This is a genomic window from Haemophilus sp. THUN1690, from assembly GCF_059704375.1.
Genome location: NZ_AP046582.1, coordinates 842465 through 858318 on the forward strand (window position 1 = coordinate 842465; position 15854 = coordinate 858318).

The window sequence follows — 15854 nt, forward strand, 5'->3', positions numbered from 1 at the left end:
TCATCCTTCTCATTCTTTAACCGAGTATTCATATACCTACGGCTAAATATCGTTATATGGTTCAGGGCAAGCTGACATAATGCCTAGAAATATAGCTTCCCCATTTGCACGGTTGATTCGCATTATGCCGAGAATCTCATTAATTTGATCATTCGCTCAAAATAAACTCGACTTTTCAAAAGTGCGGTCAATTTTTCAATAGTTTTTTCATTGTCTTTCGTTTCACTATGAAAACGAATCAAATCACGGATTTCAACAAAGATTTTCTGATTGCTTTCTAACAAAGCTGGTAAGAGCGTTTCTTTTTGTTTTTCTGTTGCCACCGCTTCTAGGATTTTTCCATTTTCATCATAATAATGATAAAGATTAAAAAATGCCCCAACTCGCTCCACTGTTTTCATAAAATCTTGGCTAAAAAGTGCAGGAGAAAAGGATAAGGTTTCTTCCAAAAGTTTCTGTTCCATTTTCAACACGGAATTAAATTTTACACAAAAATCTACCGATCTTTCTTCTCGTTCTTCTTTTAAGAAATCACGCCATTTATTTAGCCAATCCGTCAAAAATTGTTTTGAACCTAACAAATAACCACGCTTCGCTTTACTTGAGCTACTAAAATAAATATCTCTTTCGAAAGGCAAGGTTTCTACAAAATCAAAAAGATCCTGCACATTGCCAGATTTCAATTCAAACTCAATTTCACAAATCGATTGCTCAGATTCTCCTGAAATAATTTTGCCTTGATCAAACGCCACTTCAATTTTGGATTGTTGAAATTCAACTAACCAAAAAGTGCGGTTAAAATCTGTGGAGAAAATAGGTTGTAGTGTTGAACTAGGTAATTGTTTAAAAGGATAAAGCTCTCTTAATTGGGCATTAGTTGGCGTTTCTTTTTCGGTTAATGATAAATTATATTCTGGGCGACTATGCAATCCACCAACAACTTCGCCGTTGGTTTTTAGCGTTAATGTAAGTTCCTGATCTTCTTGACGAATACGTAATCCCATCTTTTGTTTAGCAAGAAAATGATCAGGATAGTCATAATAAGTATTGCTCAAAAATAAATCTTGATGATCTAAAATCGTAAATTTTGCAAGATATTGTGGCAATTCAATACTGATTTGTGGCGAGATCGCCAATTTTAATTCAATTTCTTGTAGCATAATATTCCTTACTCAAATTAACTGTTTGAATATACAATACAATAAAAATAAATCAAGATTTTTGTGGTGTTTTACTTTACATATTAAACAACTATAAATGAATTTTTATTTATTGTGCAGTATTTTCCTATAATTAAAATATAGGAAATTATAAATGAAAGGTTATTCAAATAATTATGTGACATAATTTTTATTATATGAAATTGAATAAATTGAAAATCAAATATTTAGATTTATAACTGAAAGATTTCATTTAAGCAGAGAATATGATTCGAACTGTTCTCAAATCTATATTAAAAAGATTTGGATAATATATGGAAAATACTAACCAAGAAAAAATTAGGTGAAAAAGTCATCTTTTTCACCTGTCTAACATTTTGTGAGTTTTTCTATAAAAAATTTATCTCTCTTTCGGATAAAGCACTTCAGCATTAATCCAATTCACCCAAGTGTTTTCCAATAATGAAATTAAGGGGGTGCTATCTTCAACTACGGTATTCAAGGCAGATAATACCTCTTCTAAAGACGAAGGTTGTTCTTGTATATAACTTAATAGCCAAAAGTCAAGTTCAGATAAGCGTTGTTGCAGAATATTAAAATCGCTATCCCGCCATATAACAGCTTGCATAGGGTTTTCATCAAATTGTTTAAAATCGCTTGATAAAAAATCGACTTCATAGCTTTTTAAATAAGCTGCATCAGATAACTGCATTACGCTATGCTTATTCCACTCAAATTTTTCAGGTACTTTTGCTAAAGAAACTTCTGCAAGTAATTGAGTATTTTCAAAATCCATCAATGCCAGTATATTGGCATCAAAACTCTCTTTTTCTTGACAAAATAAGAGAAATTCTCCAGCAATATCTTGAAAATAAGGAGAATGTGATTTTCCTGTTAATACAAACATTTCTTTTGTCTGAGACCAACTCTCAGCAGAAACGTGTTTAGGTGCTTCAACAAAACAACGGTCAATAAAACCAAAGATGTTATTTCGAACTAAGCGAGCATAAACAGCAAGGCGATTCGGAGCATAACCATTTAGAGGTTGAGCATTAGCCAATCGAACTGCTGTGGCAAGTGCTTTTTGTGTTTCAATAAGCGAAGGTTTAGGCTGCATAGGATATTACCTCTTTTTGAGCATATTTTTGCTGTAGTTGTGCAATATGTTCAACTTCAGCATAAAGTTCTGCAAATGGAGGGAAATTGAAATCACGCTCTAATAATGTTGGCGGAATGGCAGGTAGTCGTTGATAGGCATATTCTAATAAATCCCACACAGTACCTTTTACTGCCTCACCGTGCGTATCAATTAATAACTCTGGTAAATAGCGATATGCCCCTTTTATTTTATTAAATGATTCTCCTTCTAAATCCTCCACAACTTGTGCCGCAGAATGTTCTTCGTCGTGTCCTGCAATATGAATGTAATTGACACGTTTCACATCTACTTGATCTAAAAAAACATAAGGATCAAGTAAACCGTGATTGACGCCATTTACATAAATATTATTCACATCTAAATGAATACCACAATTCGCTTCTTGTGCAATAGCATTTAAAAATTCTACTTCATTCATTGTGCTGGTGGGAGAGTGTAAATAATAAGAGGTGTTTTCTAATGAAATTTGTAATCCTAAAAAATCTTGCACATAGCGGATTCTCTGTGCTACGTGTTTTACAGCTTCTTCAGTAAATGGCATAGGTAATAAATCATATAAATGCCCTTCACATTCACAATAACTCAAATGTTCAGAAAAAAATGTCGAATTATATTGAGTCATTAATGCTTTAGTATTTTTTAATAACTCGCGATCAAGTGGTGCTTGCCCGCCTAATGAAAGTGATAGTCCGTGTACCGCAAGTGGATATCTTTCAGCGGCTTGATCAAATCTATAACGAGCAGCTCCTCCCATTTTTACCCAATTTTCTGGAGCAACTTCCATAAACTGAATCGCATTATTTGATGATAAATTTAAAAAATCATCCGCTAAATCTCGACGATACCCTAATCCTGCACCTTGTAACATAATTATTTACTCCTTTTAATACAACACTGGTGTAAATTTACACCAGTGTTATGTATGGCATCTAGATTAAAATACGATTATTTAGAGCCACATTTACCTTCACCACATTTACCTTCTGCAGCTTTTGGTTTGCTCGCACCGCATTTACCTTCACCACATTTACCTTCTGCAGCTTTTGTTTTCACACATTTATCACCCATACAAGGTGTTGCAGCTTTATCTGTACTGCTTGATTTTGGCTCAGCGTGTGCAACAGTAGCTACTGTCATCGTTAATGCTCCAGCTAATGCGGCTAAAGTGGATAATTTTTTCATTTAAGTCTCCTAGAGTTTGATCTTGAATATATAGTTAGAGGAATTTCAACCAGCTTTTAGTTGGATAAACCTTCTTAATAAGCGTGTCTAAAGAGAGTTTCCCTGCTCCCTGCGTAATTAAGATTAATAAAGTTACCACATAAATTAATGGTAATTTATAACCATTATCACAAACGTTATAACCTGCATCAGCATGAATACTATACCACGCAACAGAGATTAAAATCGTCAAACCTAATGCACTAAAACGAGTTAGTACTCCGAATATTAGCAAGAAAGGGAGAATTAATTCCGCCCCCATTGCAATGTGCCAATTAATATCAGCAGGAATAAGATTAAACGGAAAAGGAAAACGATCTTGTATTTCAGTAAACCAATTTTGACCATTCCATTTTTCTAACCCTGCCTCTAAAAATTCCCACGCAAGAAAAAAGCGTAAAATCAATAAACTCACGCTGCTGCTGATACCTTGCATCTTACAATCCTTCATTTTTTACCTTTCAAATTTTCTCGCTTTTAAAGCGAAAAGTGTATTGGGTCACTTATCTTACCACACTAGGAAATATTACCCAGTTGTTTAGTTAGTCGAAGATAAAGCTTTTTTCTTACAAATTTTTTTGAAAAATTTTAAATATCAACAAAAATCGGGTAATATGCGCACGAATTTTTAACCCCTTATGGAGTAAATCACTTATGGCAATGAATAATATTCTCGGATTATTTGCCCATTCGCCTTTAAAACCATTGCAAAAGCATTCGGAAAAAGTCACTGAATGTTGCGATCTTTTAATTCCTTTTTTTGAAACAACCTTCTCAAAGGATTGGGAAAAAGCGGAAGAAAAACGCTTAGAAATCTCTCAGCGTGAACGTGAAGCAGATAGCTTGAAACGTGAGATTCGTTTGAAATTGCCTCGTGGTTTATTCTTACCTATTGATCGTACTGATCTCTTAGAATTAGTCACGCAACAAGATAAATTAGCAAATTTTGCTAAAGATATTGCAGGCCGTATGATTGGTCGTCAATTTGGTATTCCTGAAGAAATGCAGGAAGAATTCTTACATTACGTAAAACGTAGTTTAGATGCCATTCATCAAGCTCATCGAGTAATCGAAGAAATGGATCAACTTTTAGAAACCGGTTTTAAAGGCCGCGAACTAAAATTAGTTAACGATATGATTCAAGAACTTGATGCAATTGAAGATGATACCGACCAAATGCAGATCAAATTACGTAAAATGCTTTACACCATAGAAAGCCGTTATAACCCAATTGATGTGATGTTCTTATATAAAATTATTGAATGGGTTGGTGTGCTAGCTGACCAAGCACAACGTGTTGGCTCACGCATTGAATTAATGCTGGCGCGTTCATAATCAACAAAACATAGGAAATTAACTATGGAAGTTATTAGTCAATATGGTTCATGGTTGGTGTGGGTTACAGCAGCCTTCGGCTTTTTTATGGCTTTCGGTATTGGAGCCAATGATGTTTCAAACTCAATGGGGACATCTGTAGGATCCGGTACTGTAACAGCCAAACAAGCAATTATTATTGCGTTAATTTTTGAATCTGCTGGCGCATATCTAGCTGGTGGTGAAGTAACAGAAACCATTAAAAGTGGCGTAATCGATCCAATGCAATTTGTGGATACGCCCGATATTTTGGCACTGGGTATGCTTTCTGCTTTATTTGCCTCTGGTGCTTGGTTATTTATCGCAACGAAAATGGGCTGGCCAGTTTCTGGTACTCACACTATTATCGGTGCAATTATTGGGTTTGCGTGCATTACGATTGGCCCTGGCGCAGTAGATTGGTCAAATATTGGTAGCATCGTTGGTAGCTGGTTTATCACGCCTGTCATTGCAGGTATTCTCGCCTATGCAATCTTTGCAAGTACGCAAAAACTTATTTTTGATACCGAACACCCTCTGAAAAATGCACAAAAATATGGTCCTTATTACATGGGGATAACCGTATTTGTTCTGTGTATCGTAACCATGACAAAAGGTTTAAAACATGTTGGTTTAAATCTTTCCAATAAAGAAACTTTGATCATTTCGCTTGTCATTAGCCTTGTAGGCATGTTGTTTTTCCATTTCTATTTTAAAAGCAAAACATTCACCCAATCTGTAAGCAAAGGGACTTTTGGTGCGGTAGAAAAAGTCTTCAGTATTTTAATGTTATTAACCGCCTGTGCGATGGCTTTCGCTCATGGTTCGAATGACGTAGCCAATGCAATTGGCCCACTTTCAGCGGTTGTATCAATCGTTGAACAAGGCGGTAAAATTGTTTCAGGCGGAACCTTAACTTGGTGGATTTTACCACTAGGTGCATTAGGCATTGCTGTAGGCTTAATTACTATGGGACAAAAAGTAATGGCGACTGTTGGATCTGGGATCACCGATTTAACGCCAAGCCGTGGCTTTGCCGCTCAATTTGCCACTGCGATGACCGTTGTAGTTGCATCCGGTACAGGCTTGCCGATCTCAACAACACAAACACTTGTTGGGGCAATTTTAGGTATCGGTTTTGCTCGCGGTATCGCGGCACTCAATTTAACGGTTATCCGAAACATCATTAGTTCTTGGATAATCACTTTACCAGCCGGCGCATTCTTCGCAATTATTATCTTCTATTTACTGCGTGCGGTGTTTAATTAATTTATTGCAACAAAAAGTGCGGTTTATTCAGCCGCACTTTTGTTGTTTTTATTTTTAAGGAGAAAGCATGAAAAAAATCTACAATACTCTTTTATCTTGCGCGTTACTTGGTACAGGTATTGCAACTGCTCATGCAGAAACACAATATGTTACTGAAAATCTCAGTACGTTCTTACGCCGCGGTGCCGGTGAACAATTTAAAATTGCAGGTTCAATTCAAGCTGGAGAAGCGGTGAATGTATTAGATCGTCAAGGCAAATACACACTCATTCGCGACAATAAAAATCGTGAAGCTTGGATTTTAAATTCAGACTTAAGCAACACGCCAAGTAGTAAAGAAGAAAATCCAAAATTAAAAGCTCAAGTCCAAGAATTAACTTTAAAACTTAGTCGTTTAGATGGCGATTGGCAACAACGTACTGTCGAAATGCAACGTCGAACCAAACAAGCTGAGCAACAAAGTGCGGATCTTTTAGAACAAAATTCTCAACTGAAACGCGAACTTGAAATGACCAAAAATAAAAATCGTGATTTAGAAGCGATGCTTGATGCAGGTAAACGAGAAATTGCGATTCAATGGTTTATTTATGGCGGTTCAGTATTGGGTGTAGGCTTACTCTTCGGTTTGCTCATTCCTTATGTGTTACCAAAACGTCGCCGTCGTGATGATTGGGCATAATCACGAATGAAAGTTTATTTGGTTGGTGGGGCTGTTCGCGATCAATTATTAGGTTTACCGGTAAAAGATCGTGATTGGATTGTAGTAGGCGCAGACCCCGCTACGCTACTCTCTCTCGGTTATCAACAAGTAGGCAAAGATTTTCCGGTTTTTCTCAATCCTAAAACAAAAGAAGAATATGCGCTTGCCCGAACAGAACGTAAATCTAGAGCAGGTTACACGGGCTTTATTTGTGATTTCTCCCCAACAATCACATTAGAACAAGATTTAATTCGACGAGATCTCACTATTAACGCGATGGCTCAAAGCGAAGACGGTGAAATTATCGATCCTTATGGTGGAAAACAAGATTTAGAAAATCGAATTTTACGCCATATTTCTCCTGCTTTTTCAGAAGATCCTTTACGTGTATTGCGTGTGGCACGCTTTACAGCTCGTTATCATTCTCTCGGTTTTAAAATTGCCTCGGAAACGCTATCCCTAATGGCAGAACTTGCACAATCGGGAGAATTACAACATCTCACGGCGGAACGCGTTTGGCTAGAAACAGAAAAAGCCTTAAACGAAAAAAATCCTGAAATTTATTTTGAAACCTTACATAAAACAGGCGCATTAAGCATTTTATTTCCTGAAATCGATGCCCTTTATGGCGTGCCAAATCCAGTAAAACATCATCCAGAAGTAGATAGTTTTATTCATACCATGCTGGTATTAAAACAAGCGGTTAATTTGACTGAAAATAATCCTATCCTAAACAGAAGTGCAGTCCGTTTTGCCGCAATTTGTCATGATCTTGGCAAGGCTCTTACGCCTCAAAATATTCTTCCTCATCATTATGGGCATGAACAAACTGGCATAAAACCGACTAGATCATTGTGCAGACGCTTGAAAGTCCCAAGTTATTTTCAAGAACTTGCAGAACTGACTTGTGAATTTCACACGCATATTCACAAAGCCTTCGAGCTTCGAGCTGAAACCGTCATAACGCTGTTTAATCGTTTTGATGTGTGGAGAAAAGCACAACGCTTTCAAGAATTTCTACAAGTATGTTTAGCTGATACTCGAGGAAGAACAGGTTTTGAAAATAAAGACTATCCACAAATAGATTACATCAATCAATTATTACAAGCGGCAAATGAAGTAGATGTACAGCAAGTTATTGCTGATGGATTTGAGAAACAAGAAATTAGAAATGAATTGACGAAACGAAGAATCTTAGCGGTTAAACAAACAAAAGCAAATTACCCCAAAAATTAACAAATAAAAGTAACTTTACTCAATTAAACTAAATCCTTAAAATACGCGAGCTTATTAACTTGATGAATAATATGAAAACGTTTAAATTTCTCACCGCACTTTTTGTAACCAGCATACTTACAGCCTGTACGATGGATGCTGAACGTCCAGTTAACGTGCAATACATCGATAAAACGGATGCCACATGGCAACAGCATCTACAAAAGATTCAAAAAATTCAATCCTATCAAGCTAAAGGACAAATTGGTTATATCAGTCCTACAGAACGTTTTTCTAGCCGCTTTGAATGGCAATACCAAAATCCAAAATCTTATACACTTAAACTCTATTCTTTGATCAGTAAATCTACCCTTTGGATTCAAATGCATCAAAGCGGTATGACAATTTCCGATAACAACGGTAATCAACAATCTGCAGCCAATGCGAAACTATTATTACAAGAGATCATTGGCATGGATGTGCCATTAGAACATTTAGCTTATTGGTTGAAAGGCCAACCGGCAATGAACGCGGATTATCAAGTGGGCACCAACCATTTACTTGGCGCATTTACTTATCATGTGGATGGTTCTCAATGGACAGCAGATTATCTAACCTATCACTCAAATAATTCGATGCCTGAAAATATTCTGCTAAAAAATGACAGCACGAAACAAACTCTAAAAATTCGCGTGGATGAGTGGATTTACTAATGAATACATTAATGAAATCACATCAATTTTCTACCGCACTTTGTCAAAATACAACACAATCAAATGGGAAGCCATTGCGCTTCCCTAGCCCAGCCAAACTGAATTTATTTCTTTATATCAACGGAAAATTGCCGAACGGCTACCATGAATTACAAACACTTTTCCAATTTTTAGATTTCGGCGATTGGTTAGAAATGAGTATCCGTGAAGAAGATAATCAAATTGTTTTAACCCCAGAAATTCCAAATCTAAAAACGGAAAATAATCTAATTTATCGAGCTGCAAAACTTTTACAAGAAAAAGCCAATATTCAATTAGGTGCAAATATTCATTTAGACAAAATTCTTCCAATGGGAGGCGGTGTCGGTGGTGGTTCATCCAATGCAGCAACCGCATTAGTCGCGTTAAATTATTTATGGCAAGCCAATTTATCCATTGATGAACTGGCAAAATTAGGATTAACACTAGGCGCTGATGTGCCAATATTTGTACATGGACATGCTGCTTTTGCTGAAGGTGTAGGGGAAAAAATCACTTATTGTGAACCTGCCGAAAAATGGTTTGTTGTATTAAAACCCGATGATTCAATATCGACGGCTGCGATATTTCAAGATCCAAATTTACCACGTAATACACCGAAAAAATCCCTAGAACAACTTTTGAGCGAATCTTATGTAAACGATTGCGAAAAAATTGTGATAAATCATTATTCAAACGTTGAAAAAGCGCTAAACTGGTTGCTACAATATGCGCCGGCAAGATTAACAGGAACGGGAGCATGTGTTTTTGCTGAATTTGAGCATGAGGCAGAGGCACAAGCGGTATTTAGACAAAAACCAAAAGAATTTTTTGGTTTCGTCACTAAAGGACTCAATGTTTCTCCCTTGCACGCAATGTTGAAGCAGCTATCATCAACTTATACTCATCGACAATCTAAACCTGAGGTTTTATAAAATGCCTGACATTAAACTCTTCGCGGGTAATGCAACACCTGAACTTGCAAAACGTATTTCTGAACGTTTATATATTTCACTAGGCGATGCGACGGTCGCACGTTTCAGCGATGGTGAAATTCAAGTTCAAATCAATGAAAATGTGCGTGGTGCGGATGTATTTATCATCCAATCAACTTGTGCACCAACCAATGATAACTTGATGGAATTGATTGTGATGGTAGATGCATTACGTCGAGCGTCTGCTGGTCGTATTACTGCCGTGATTCCTTATTTCGGCTATGCTCGCCAAGATCGTCGTGTTCGTTCGGCACGTGTACCAATTACCGCTAAAGTTGTAGCTGATTTACTTTCAACTGTTGGTATTGACCGTGTATTAACCTGCGACCTACACGCAGAACAAATTCAAGGTTTCTTTGATGTTCCAGTAGACAACGTATTTGGTTCTCCGGTTTTAATTCACGATATTTTGAAAAAATCTGATCTTGAAAACCCAATTGTTGTCTCCCCAGATATTGGCGGTGTTGTACGTGCTCGTGCTGTGGCTAAATTATTAAACGATACCGATATGGCTATCATTGACAAACGCCGCCCTCGCGCAAACGTAGCACAAGTGATGCATATTATCGGTGATGTTGCAGATCGTGATTGTATTTTAGTAGATGATATGATTGATACTGGCGGTACGCTTTGTAAAGCGGCAGAAGCATTAAAAGAACGTGGTGCGAAACGTGTTTTTGCTTATGCAACTCACGCAGTTTTCTCTGGCGCTGCAGCCAAAAACTTAGCCAGCGATGCCATCGATGAGATTGTTGTTACTGACACCATTCCATTATCAGAAGAAATGAAAGCTATCGGTAAAGTTCGCGTGCTTACGCTTTCTTCCATGCTGGCAGAAGCTATTCGTCGAATTAGCAACGAAGAATCTATTTCTGCTATGTTTAACTAAATTAAAATTTCAATGAAAAATACCGCACTTTTATTGCCAAAGTGCGGTATTTTTTTATTTACATTATTTATCTGTATCTACTTTATTCAACCGTTACACGCGCAAATTTTCGTTTACCCACTTGGTAAACATTTGTGCCTTTCGGTGCATTGTCTTTTACGTTATCGACTTTTTCACCATTGATTTTTACACCGCCTTGTTGAGCAGAGCGAATTGCTTCTGAAGTAGAAGGCACAAGTCCCGCTTCTTTTAATAAGGTGGCTAAACCAATTTCACCAGAAAACGTAAATTCAGGCATTTCATCAGGCATCGCGCCTTTTTGGAAACGATTAATAAATTCTTGTTCTGCGGCGTTTGCTGCCTCTTCATTGTGGAAACGTGCAATTAATTCTTTTGCTAATAAGATTTTTACATCACGTGGATTTTTGCCGTTTTCTACTTCTGATTTTAATTGTGCAATTTCACTTAATGGACGGAATGAAAGAAGGTTATACCAATCCCACATGAGTTCATCAGAAATTGACATCACTTTACCGAACATGTCGCTTGGTGCTTCCGTTACGCCGATATAGTTACCAAGTGATTTGGACATTTTTTTCTCGCCGTCTAAGCCAACGAGTAACGGGAGTGTAATCGCAACCTGTGGTTTTTTGCCTGCTGATTTTTGCAATTCACGACCAACAAGTAAGTTGAATTTTTGGTCTGTACCACCTAGTTCCACATCTGCATCTAATGCAACGGAATCATAACCTTGTAATAATGGATAAATAAATTCATGGATTGCAATGGGTTGGTTGTTACTAAAGCGTTTTTTGAAGTCGTCACGTTCAAGCATACGCGCAACGGTGTAGTTGCTTGCAAGACGAATCATGCCTTCTGTACCAAGTTTGCTTAACCATTCAGAGTTGAAGACGATTTTAGTTTTTTGTGGATCGAGAATTTTATAAATTTGCTCTTTATAGGTTTCAGCATTACGCAATACGTCTTCACGGCTGAGTGGAGGACGCGTGGCGTTTTTTCCCGATGGATCTCCCACCATTCCAGTGAAATCACCAATTAAGAAATAGACTTCATGACCGAGTTGTTGAAATTGACGTAATTTATTTAATACAACAGTATGCCCTAAATGAATATCTGGTGCGGTTGGATCGGCGCCTAATTTTACTTTTAATGGGCGATTTTCTTTCAGTTTTTCGATTAAATCCGCTTCTGAAAGGATTTCATCAGTACCGCGCTTTAGTTCCGCGAGAACGGTATTAATGTCAGTCATTATTATTTCCTAATTATGTTTTTTGAAAGGTTTTATTATAGGGATTCTTGGCGATTTGTGAATAAAAAAAACGCCTATTTGTGGGGAAATAGGCGGGAATGTTGGAGTGATTATCTAATATTGTTGTTGGAATAGTTAGATGATAATTGTTATCAATAACCTTGTCAATAATTAAATGAAAATAATTCTCAAAAAATATTATTTTATATAAGGCACCGATTCTGTTAAGGAAAGTGCGGTAGGAATTCCATTAGAAATTTCAAATTTACCCGCATAAGCATAGGCTTCAACGCCTTGTTCCATTGCTTCTTTTAATAAGCGATCATATTCGGGATCGATATATTCTGCGATTTTGAAACGATCAAAACCATTATGTAACCCAGCAAATAGTACCACTGCGCGATGACCTTGTTTTTTCATTGCCAGTAATTCTCGGACATGTTTTTGCCCACGCGTAGTAACCGCATCGGGGAACATGCCTAAATTTCCTTTCACTAAGGTGATGGACTTCACTTCCACATAACAATCGGGTAAGCCTTCGCCTTTTAGTAAGAAATCAATTCGGCTATTTTCTTCGCCGTATTTCACTTCAGGATAAATTTCCTCATACATTGCTAATTCTTTGATTTGCTTATTTTGCAGTGCTTCAAAGACAAGCTGATTAGAACGATGCGTATTGATACAGCAAAGTTGCCCATTTTCAAGTTGAGTAAGTTCCCAAGAATGAGGATATTTGCGGGTTTGACTATCGGAATGTGAATACCAAATTATATCACCTTTTTCACCGCACCCAGTCATCGCGCCTGTATTGGCACAATGGATTGTCATCACATCACCAGTTGGTAGTTCAATATCCGCAAGAAAGCGTTTGTAACGACGAATTAATTTTGCCGATTGTAAAGCTGGAAGTTGCATAAAGTTCCTTATTTGAGTTTTTCTAAACGTTGTAAAATGGCATTATCGCTCATGGCTTGCATTTTTTTCATTCTCAAAGAAAGTAAGATCGCCGCAAAAGTGAGTGATACCACAAAGGCAATCCAGAAACCTTTCGCATCAATGTGTGGAACAAGCCAATCTGTACGACCGAGCGTATAACCAAGTGGCACACCAATTACCCAATAAGAGAAAAGGGTAATATATAAAATGACTTTAGTATCTTTATAGCCCCGTAAAATGCCGCCAACCACCATTTGGACGGTATCTGAAAATTGATAAAGTGCGGCAAATAATAATAAATTTGCCGCCATGGCGATGACAATTTCATCAGTTACGAAAATAGAGGCAATTTCATAACGGAAGAAAATCGTAATTAATGCGGTAATGATTGTGATAGTCAGCCCTAATAATAATGCGGCATAGCTCATTTTTTTCGCATTTTGAGGAGAACCTGCCCCCAATGCTTGTCCGACTAAAATCGTTGTTGCCATACCAATTGACAGGGGGAACATGAAAATAAAAGAGCTGGTATTCAATGTAATTTGATGGCTCGCCACAACGGTTGAGCCTAGCGGAGAAAGCATTAACGAAGTGAGGGCAAATAATGCCACTTCACAACAAAGTGCAATAGCAATGGGCAACCCTAAACGCAGTAGTTTTTTAAGTGTTTTGGGATTCGGCATTTCAATTAATTGGCTAAATACTTTTAGTGAGCGTTCTTGAGCATTCGTGTAGGAATAGAACATCATCATTAAGCACATTGCCCAGTTCACAATAGCTGTCGCAATGCCACAGCCCACCGCACCAAAAGCAGGCATACCAAATTTTCCATAAATAAAAATATAATTAAGCGGAATATTCAGCAGTAAACCTAAAAAGGTAATGACCATTGCAGGCTTGGTTTTGGCAATACCATCATTTAAACAACGAAAATTAATCAGCATCAAATAAGCAGGCAATCCCCACAACATCGCATGTAAATAATCACGTGCTAAATCTGACATTTTGCTTTCCATTTGCATATATTGCAGCGGAATTTCACAGAAATAAATCAGCAAACCTAAAGGAATACTCATGCCTAACACAGAACTTGATGGGCAATGCGATGGCGTTGGCCTGAACCGTTTAGGTAAGAAATAGTCGGTGGGAGCGCCAATAATAAACCTTGACCGAAAAGCACCAATGGCATCCAAATAGATGCGCCGACAGAAATCGCTGCCATATCAGTAGAACTCACTCGACCAGCCATAATGGTATCCGCTAGTCCCATTGAGTTTTGTGCGATTTGCGCTAACAAAATGGGTAAAGAAATTTTAATTAATTTTTTAATATCAGCGTGATATTGGGATAAAAGACGAAAATTCATAAATTTGATATACTAAGAAAAATTTTTAGAAAAGGAGAAAATATGTTTACCGGAATTGTACAAGGCACTGCGCCTATTCATTCAATTACAGAAAAGGCTAATTTTAGAACACAAGTGGTAAAATTACCACCTGAAATGCGTAAAGACCTAGAAATTGGCGCATCGGTGGCAAATAACGGTGTATGTTTAACCGTGACTGAAATTAACGGCGATCTCGTTAGCTTTGATCTCATGCAAGAAACCTTAAGAATTACGAATCTTGGCTTGTTGAAAGTAGGTGATAATGTAAATATCGAACGAGCCATGCAAATGGGAACCGAAATCGGCGGACATTTATTATCTGGCCATGTATATTGTACGGCAAAAATTTCAAACATTATCGCTAGTGAAAATAACCGACAAATTTGGTTTGAGCTGCCAAGCGCAGATGTAATGAAATATATTTTAACGAAAGGATTTGTTGCCGTAGATGGCATTAGCCTCACTATTGGCGAAGTAAAAGGTTCACAATTCTGCGTGAATTTAATTCCTGAAACTTTGCAACGAACCTTAATGGGGCAACGTAAAGTGAGCGATATCGTGAATATTGAAATCGATCCACAAACCCAAGCCATAGTAGATACAGTGGAAAATTATCTAAAAGCGAGAAATTTATAGTCTATTGAAATAAAAGAGCGGCTAAAAAATACAGGATTTTTTAACCGCTCTTTTGTTTGACCGTTTTATCAATGAAATTAGAATTTCACCGCAATGCCCGCAAAGTACACCATTGGATCAAGTTTTAACTTAACCTCATGATTTGCACCAAGCGCTTGGAATTTTGCTGTGGTTTTAATATGTGTATACCATGCTGAAACATTGAAATAAACATTCTGAGCCAATTTCACATCTAAACCCACATTTGCTACAGGACCAAATGAATGTTTTTTCACTTCTAAGTTAGTCACTGCAGGGTTAACAGATTTTGCGTGATAGAAACGAGTATAGTTTAAACCAGCACCTAAATAAGGACGTACAACTGAATCTGCTTTAAAGAAATAGTATTGAGCATATAAGCTTGGGGGCAATTGTTTCACGATTGCTGTTTTACCTAAATCAAGGTTAAGTGTAGGTACATTCGCATGAATTTTATGAGAGAACGGCGTTGCAGCTAATAATTCCACACCAATATTATCTGTTAACATATAGGTTCCGGTTAAACCTAGTTGAGTATTATTTTTTACTTTTAATCCCACATCAATAGCAGTTTGAGTTCTTGAGCTTGAATTTGCATCTACAGTAATTGCACCGGCACGAACCACAACACTTCCAGCTTCGTGTGCTGCAGCTGAACCTGCTAATAAAATCCCACCTAACATAAGTGTTAATGCTGTTTTTTTCATAGTGACATTCCTTAAAAAATTTTACCCATACCCAACAAGAGGTATAAAAAGTTTACTCATTTAAAGAAAAATTTTATTGATTAAAATCAATTTTTTTGATGATTATTGAAAAGGTAAATATATAATCTATGTCAAAATTGGGTATTTGAGTTGAATTAAGTGATCAAATAAAGCCAATATACTTAGATTCAAAATAAAAAAGAGCGGC

At 37.1% G+C, this 15854-nt stretch carries 16 protein-coding genes and 1 pseudogene; 8 read left to right on the plus strand and 9 right to left on the minus strand.

From position 1 onward, the window contains the following. Positions 1-122: 122 nt before the first annotated feature. The 5 genes from AC6H22_RS03990 to AC6H22_RS04010 all read right to left on the minus strand — a co-directional run bounded on the left by AC6H22_RS03990 (position 123) and on the right by AC6H22_RS04010 (position 3976). On the minus strand, positions 123-1160 hold the full coding sequence (locus AC6H22_RS03990) for a CYTH domain-containing protein (RefSeq protein ID WP_118816993.1): 1038 nt from the start codon (positions 1158-1160) through the stop codon (positions 123-125). Between the two features lie 400 nt (positions 1161-1560). Continuing rightward, a complete protein-coding gene (locus AC6H22_RS03995; RefSeq protein WP_497515388.1) occupies positions 1561-2277 on the minus strand; it encodes an HvfC family RiPP maturation protein in 717 nt (238 codons plus the stop codon). Continuing rightward, positions 2267-3187 carry an HvfB family MNIO-type RiPP peptide maturase gene (locus AC6H22_RS04000; RefSeq protein ID WP_497515389.1) on the minus strand — a complete coding sequence of 307 codons (921 nt, stop codon included), beginning with the start codon at positions 3185-3187 and terminating at the stop codon, positions 2267-2269. Before AC6H22_RS04000 ends, AC6H22_RS03995 begins: the two co-directional genes overlap by 11 nt. Before the next feature lie 77 nt (positions 3188-3264). After that, the gene (hvfA, locus tag AC6H22_RS04005; protein ID WP_209364332.1) at positions 3265-3501 is read right to left on the minus strand and encodes an oxazolone/thioamide-modified RiPP metallophore HvfA; all 237 of its coding nucleotides are present in this window, start codon (positions 3499-3501) and stop codon (positions 3265-3267) included. Between the two features lie 34 nt (positions 3502-3535). Next, on the minus strand, positions 3536-3976 hold the full coding sequence (locus AC6H22_RS04010; protein WP_497515528.1) for an HvfX family Cu-binding RiPP maturation protein: 441 nt from the start codon (positions 3974-3976) through the stop codon (positions 3536-3538). Between the two features lie 218 nt (positions 3977-4194). On the opposite strand from AC6H22_RS04010, the gene AC6H22_RS04015 reads away from it, so the two are divergent. The 7 genes from AC6H22_RS04015 to AC6H22_RS04045 all read left to right on the plus strand — a co-directional run bounded on the left by AC6H22_RS04015 (position 4195) and on the right by AC6H22_RS04045 (position 10692). Then, positions 4195-4875 (plus strand): TIGR00153 family protein, encoded by a 681-nt coding sequence (locus AC6H22_RS04015; RefSeq protein ID WP_005641798.1) that lies wholly within the window; start codon positions 4195-4197, stop codon positions 4873-4875. A gap of 24 nt (positions 4876-4899) precedes the next feature. Further along, positions 4900-6162: an inorganic phosphate transporter gene (locus AC6H22_RS04020; RefSeq protein WP_497515390.1), complete on the plus strand. Its 1263-nt coding sequence runs from the start codon at positions 4900-4902 to the stop codon at positions 6160-6162. A 67-nt stretch (positions 6163-6229) separates the two neighbouring features. Continuing rightward, positions 6230-6841, plus strand: coding sequence for a TIGR04211 family SH3 domain-containing protein (locus AC6H22_RS04025; protein WP_118800343.1), 612 nt, complete (start codon positions 6230-6232; stop codon positions 6839-6841). 6 nt (positions 6842-6847) lie between these two features. Next, complete coding sequence (locus AC6H22_RS04030) at positions 6848-8098, plus strand: multifunctional CCA addition/repair protein (protein WP_497515392.1); 1251 nt, start codon at positions 6848-6850, stop codon at positions 8096-8098. Positions 8099-8169: 71 nt separating this feature from the next. Then, positions 8170-8790, plus strand: coding sequence for a lipoprotein insertase outer membrane protein LolB (gene lolB, locus AC6H22_RS04035; protein ID WP_032825338.1), 621 nt, complete (start codon positions 8170-8172; stop codon positions 8788-8790). A gap of 11 nt (positions 8791-8801) precedes the next feature. Further along, positions 8802-9743 carry a 4-(cytidine 5'-diphospho)-2-C-methyl-D-erythritol kinase gene (gene ispE, locus AC6H22_RS04040; RefSeq protein ID WP_046953497.1) on the plus strand — a complete coding sequence of 314 codons (942 nt, stop codon included), beginning with the start codon at positions 8802-8804 and terminating at the stop codon, positions 9741-9743. Between the two features lies 1 nt (position 9744). Continuing rightward, complete coding sequence (locus AC6H22_RS04045; RefSeq protein ID WP_005641811.1) at positions 9745-10692, plus strand: ribose-phosphate pyrophosphokinase; 948 nt, start codon at positions 9745-9747, stop codon at positions 10690-10692. 82 nt (positions 10693-10774) lie between these two features. Here the strand turns inward: AC6H22_RS04045 and tyrS are convergent, their stop codons facing one another. The 3 genes and pseudogenes from tyrS to hmrM form a co-directional block, all read right to left on the minus strand. Beyond that, positions 10775-11962, minus strand: a complete 1188-nt coding sequence (gene tyrS / locus AC6H22_RS04050; RefSeq protein WP_005625679.1) for a tyrosine--tRNA ligase — start codon at positions 11960-11962, stop codon at positions 10775-10777. Between the two features lie 198 nt (positions 11963-12160). Beyond that, entirely contained in the window at positions 12161-12877 is a 717-nt protein-coding gene (gene sfsA / locus AC6H22_RS04055) for a DNA/RNA nuclease SfsA (RefSeq protein ID WP_046953482.1), read from the minus strand. A gap of 8 nt (positions 12878-12885) precedes the next feature. Then, positions 12886-14264: pseudogene (gene hmrM / locus AC6H22_RS04060) on the minus strand (sodium-coupled multidrug efflux MATE transporter HmrM). Between the two features lie 42 nt (positions 14265-14306). Here hmrM and ribE point away from each other — a divergent pair. After that, entirely contained in the window at positions 14307-14921 is a 615-nt protein-coding gene (ribE, locus tag AC6H22_RS04065) for a riboflavin synthase (protein WP_046953484.1), read from the plus strand. 77 nt (positions 14922-14998) lie between these two features. On the opposite strand, the gene AC6H22_RS04070 is transcribed toward ribE, so the two are convergent. Beyond that, entirely contained in the window at positions 14999-15646 is a 648-nt protein-coding gene (locus tag AC6H22_RS04070; protein WP_497515393.1) for an OmpW/AlkL family protein, read from the minus strand. Between the last annotated feature and the right edge of the window lie 208 nt (positions 15647-15854).

Excerpts from the sequence above, each read along its gene's own strand:
- tyrS (WP_005625679.1), bottom strand. The coding sequence starts at position 11,962 with ATGACTGACATTAATACCGTTCTCGCGGAACTAAAGCGCGGTACTGAT.
- lolB (WP_032825338.1), top strand. The coding sequence starts at position 8,170 with ATGAAAACGTTTAAATTTCTCACCGCACTTTTTGTAACCAGCATACTT.
- ribE (WP_046953484.1), top strand. The coding sequence starts at position 14,307 with ATGTTTACCGGAATTGTACAAGGCACTGCGCCTATTCATTCAATTACA.
- AC6H22_RS04030 (WP_497515392.1), top strand. The coding sequence starts at position 6,848 with ATGAAAGTTTATTTGGTTGGTGGGGCTGTTCGCGATCAATTATTAGGT.
- AC6H22_RS03990 (WP_118816993.1), bottom strand. The coding sequence starts at position 1,160 with ATGCTACAAGAAATTGAATTAAAATTGGCGATCTCGCCACAAATCAGT.
- AC6H22_RS04020 (WP_497515390.1), top strand. The coding sequence starts at position 4,900 with ATGGAAGTTATTAGTCAATATGGTTCATGGTTGGTGTGGGTTACAGCA.
- AC6H22_RS04010 (WP_497515528.1), bottom strand. The coding sequence starts at position 3,976 with ATGCAAGGTATCAGCAGCAGCGTGAGTTTATTGATTTTACGCTTTTTT.
- sfsA (WP_046953482.1), bottom strand. The coding sequence starts at position 12,877 with ATGCAACTTCCAGCTTTACAATCGGCAAAATTAATTCGTCGTTACAAA.
- AC6H22_RS03995 (WP_497515388.1), bottom strand. The coding sequence starts at position 2,277 with ATGCAGCCTAAACCTTCGCTTATTGAAACACAAAAAGCACTTGCCACA.
- ispE (WP_046953497.1), top strand. The coding sequence starts at position 8,802 with ATGAAATCACATCAATTTTCTACCGCACTTTGTCAAAATACAACACAA.
- AC6H22_RS04045 (WP_005641811.1), top strand. The coding sequence starts at position 9,745 with ATGCCTGACATTAAACTCTTCGCGGGTAATGCAACACCTGAACTTGCA.
- hvfA (WP_209364332.1), bottom strand. The coding sequence starts at position 3,501 with ATGAAAAAATTATCCACTTTAGCCGCATTAGCTGGAGCATTAACGATG.
- AC6H22_RS04070 (WP_497515393.1), bottom strand. The coding sequence starts at position 15,646 with ATGAAAAAAACAGCATTAACACTTATGTTAGGTGGGATTTTATTAGCA.
- AC6H22_RS04000 (WP_497515389.1), bottom strand. The coding sequence starts at position 3,187 with ATGTTACAAGGTGCAGGATTAGGGTATCGTCGAGATTTAGCGGATGAT.
- AC6H22_RS04015 (WP_005641798.1), top strand. The coding sequence starts at position 4,195 with ATGGCAATGAATAATATTCTCGGATTATTTGCCCATTCGCCTTTAAAA.
- AC6H22_RS04025 (WP_118800343.1), top strand. The coding sequence starts at position 6,230 with ATGAAAAAAATCTACAATACTCTTTTATCTTGCGCGTTACTTGGTACA.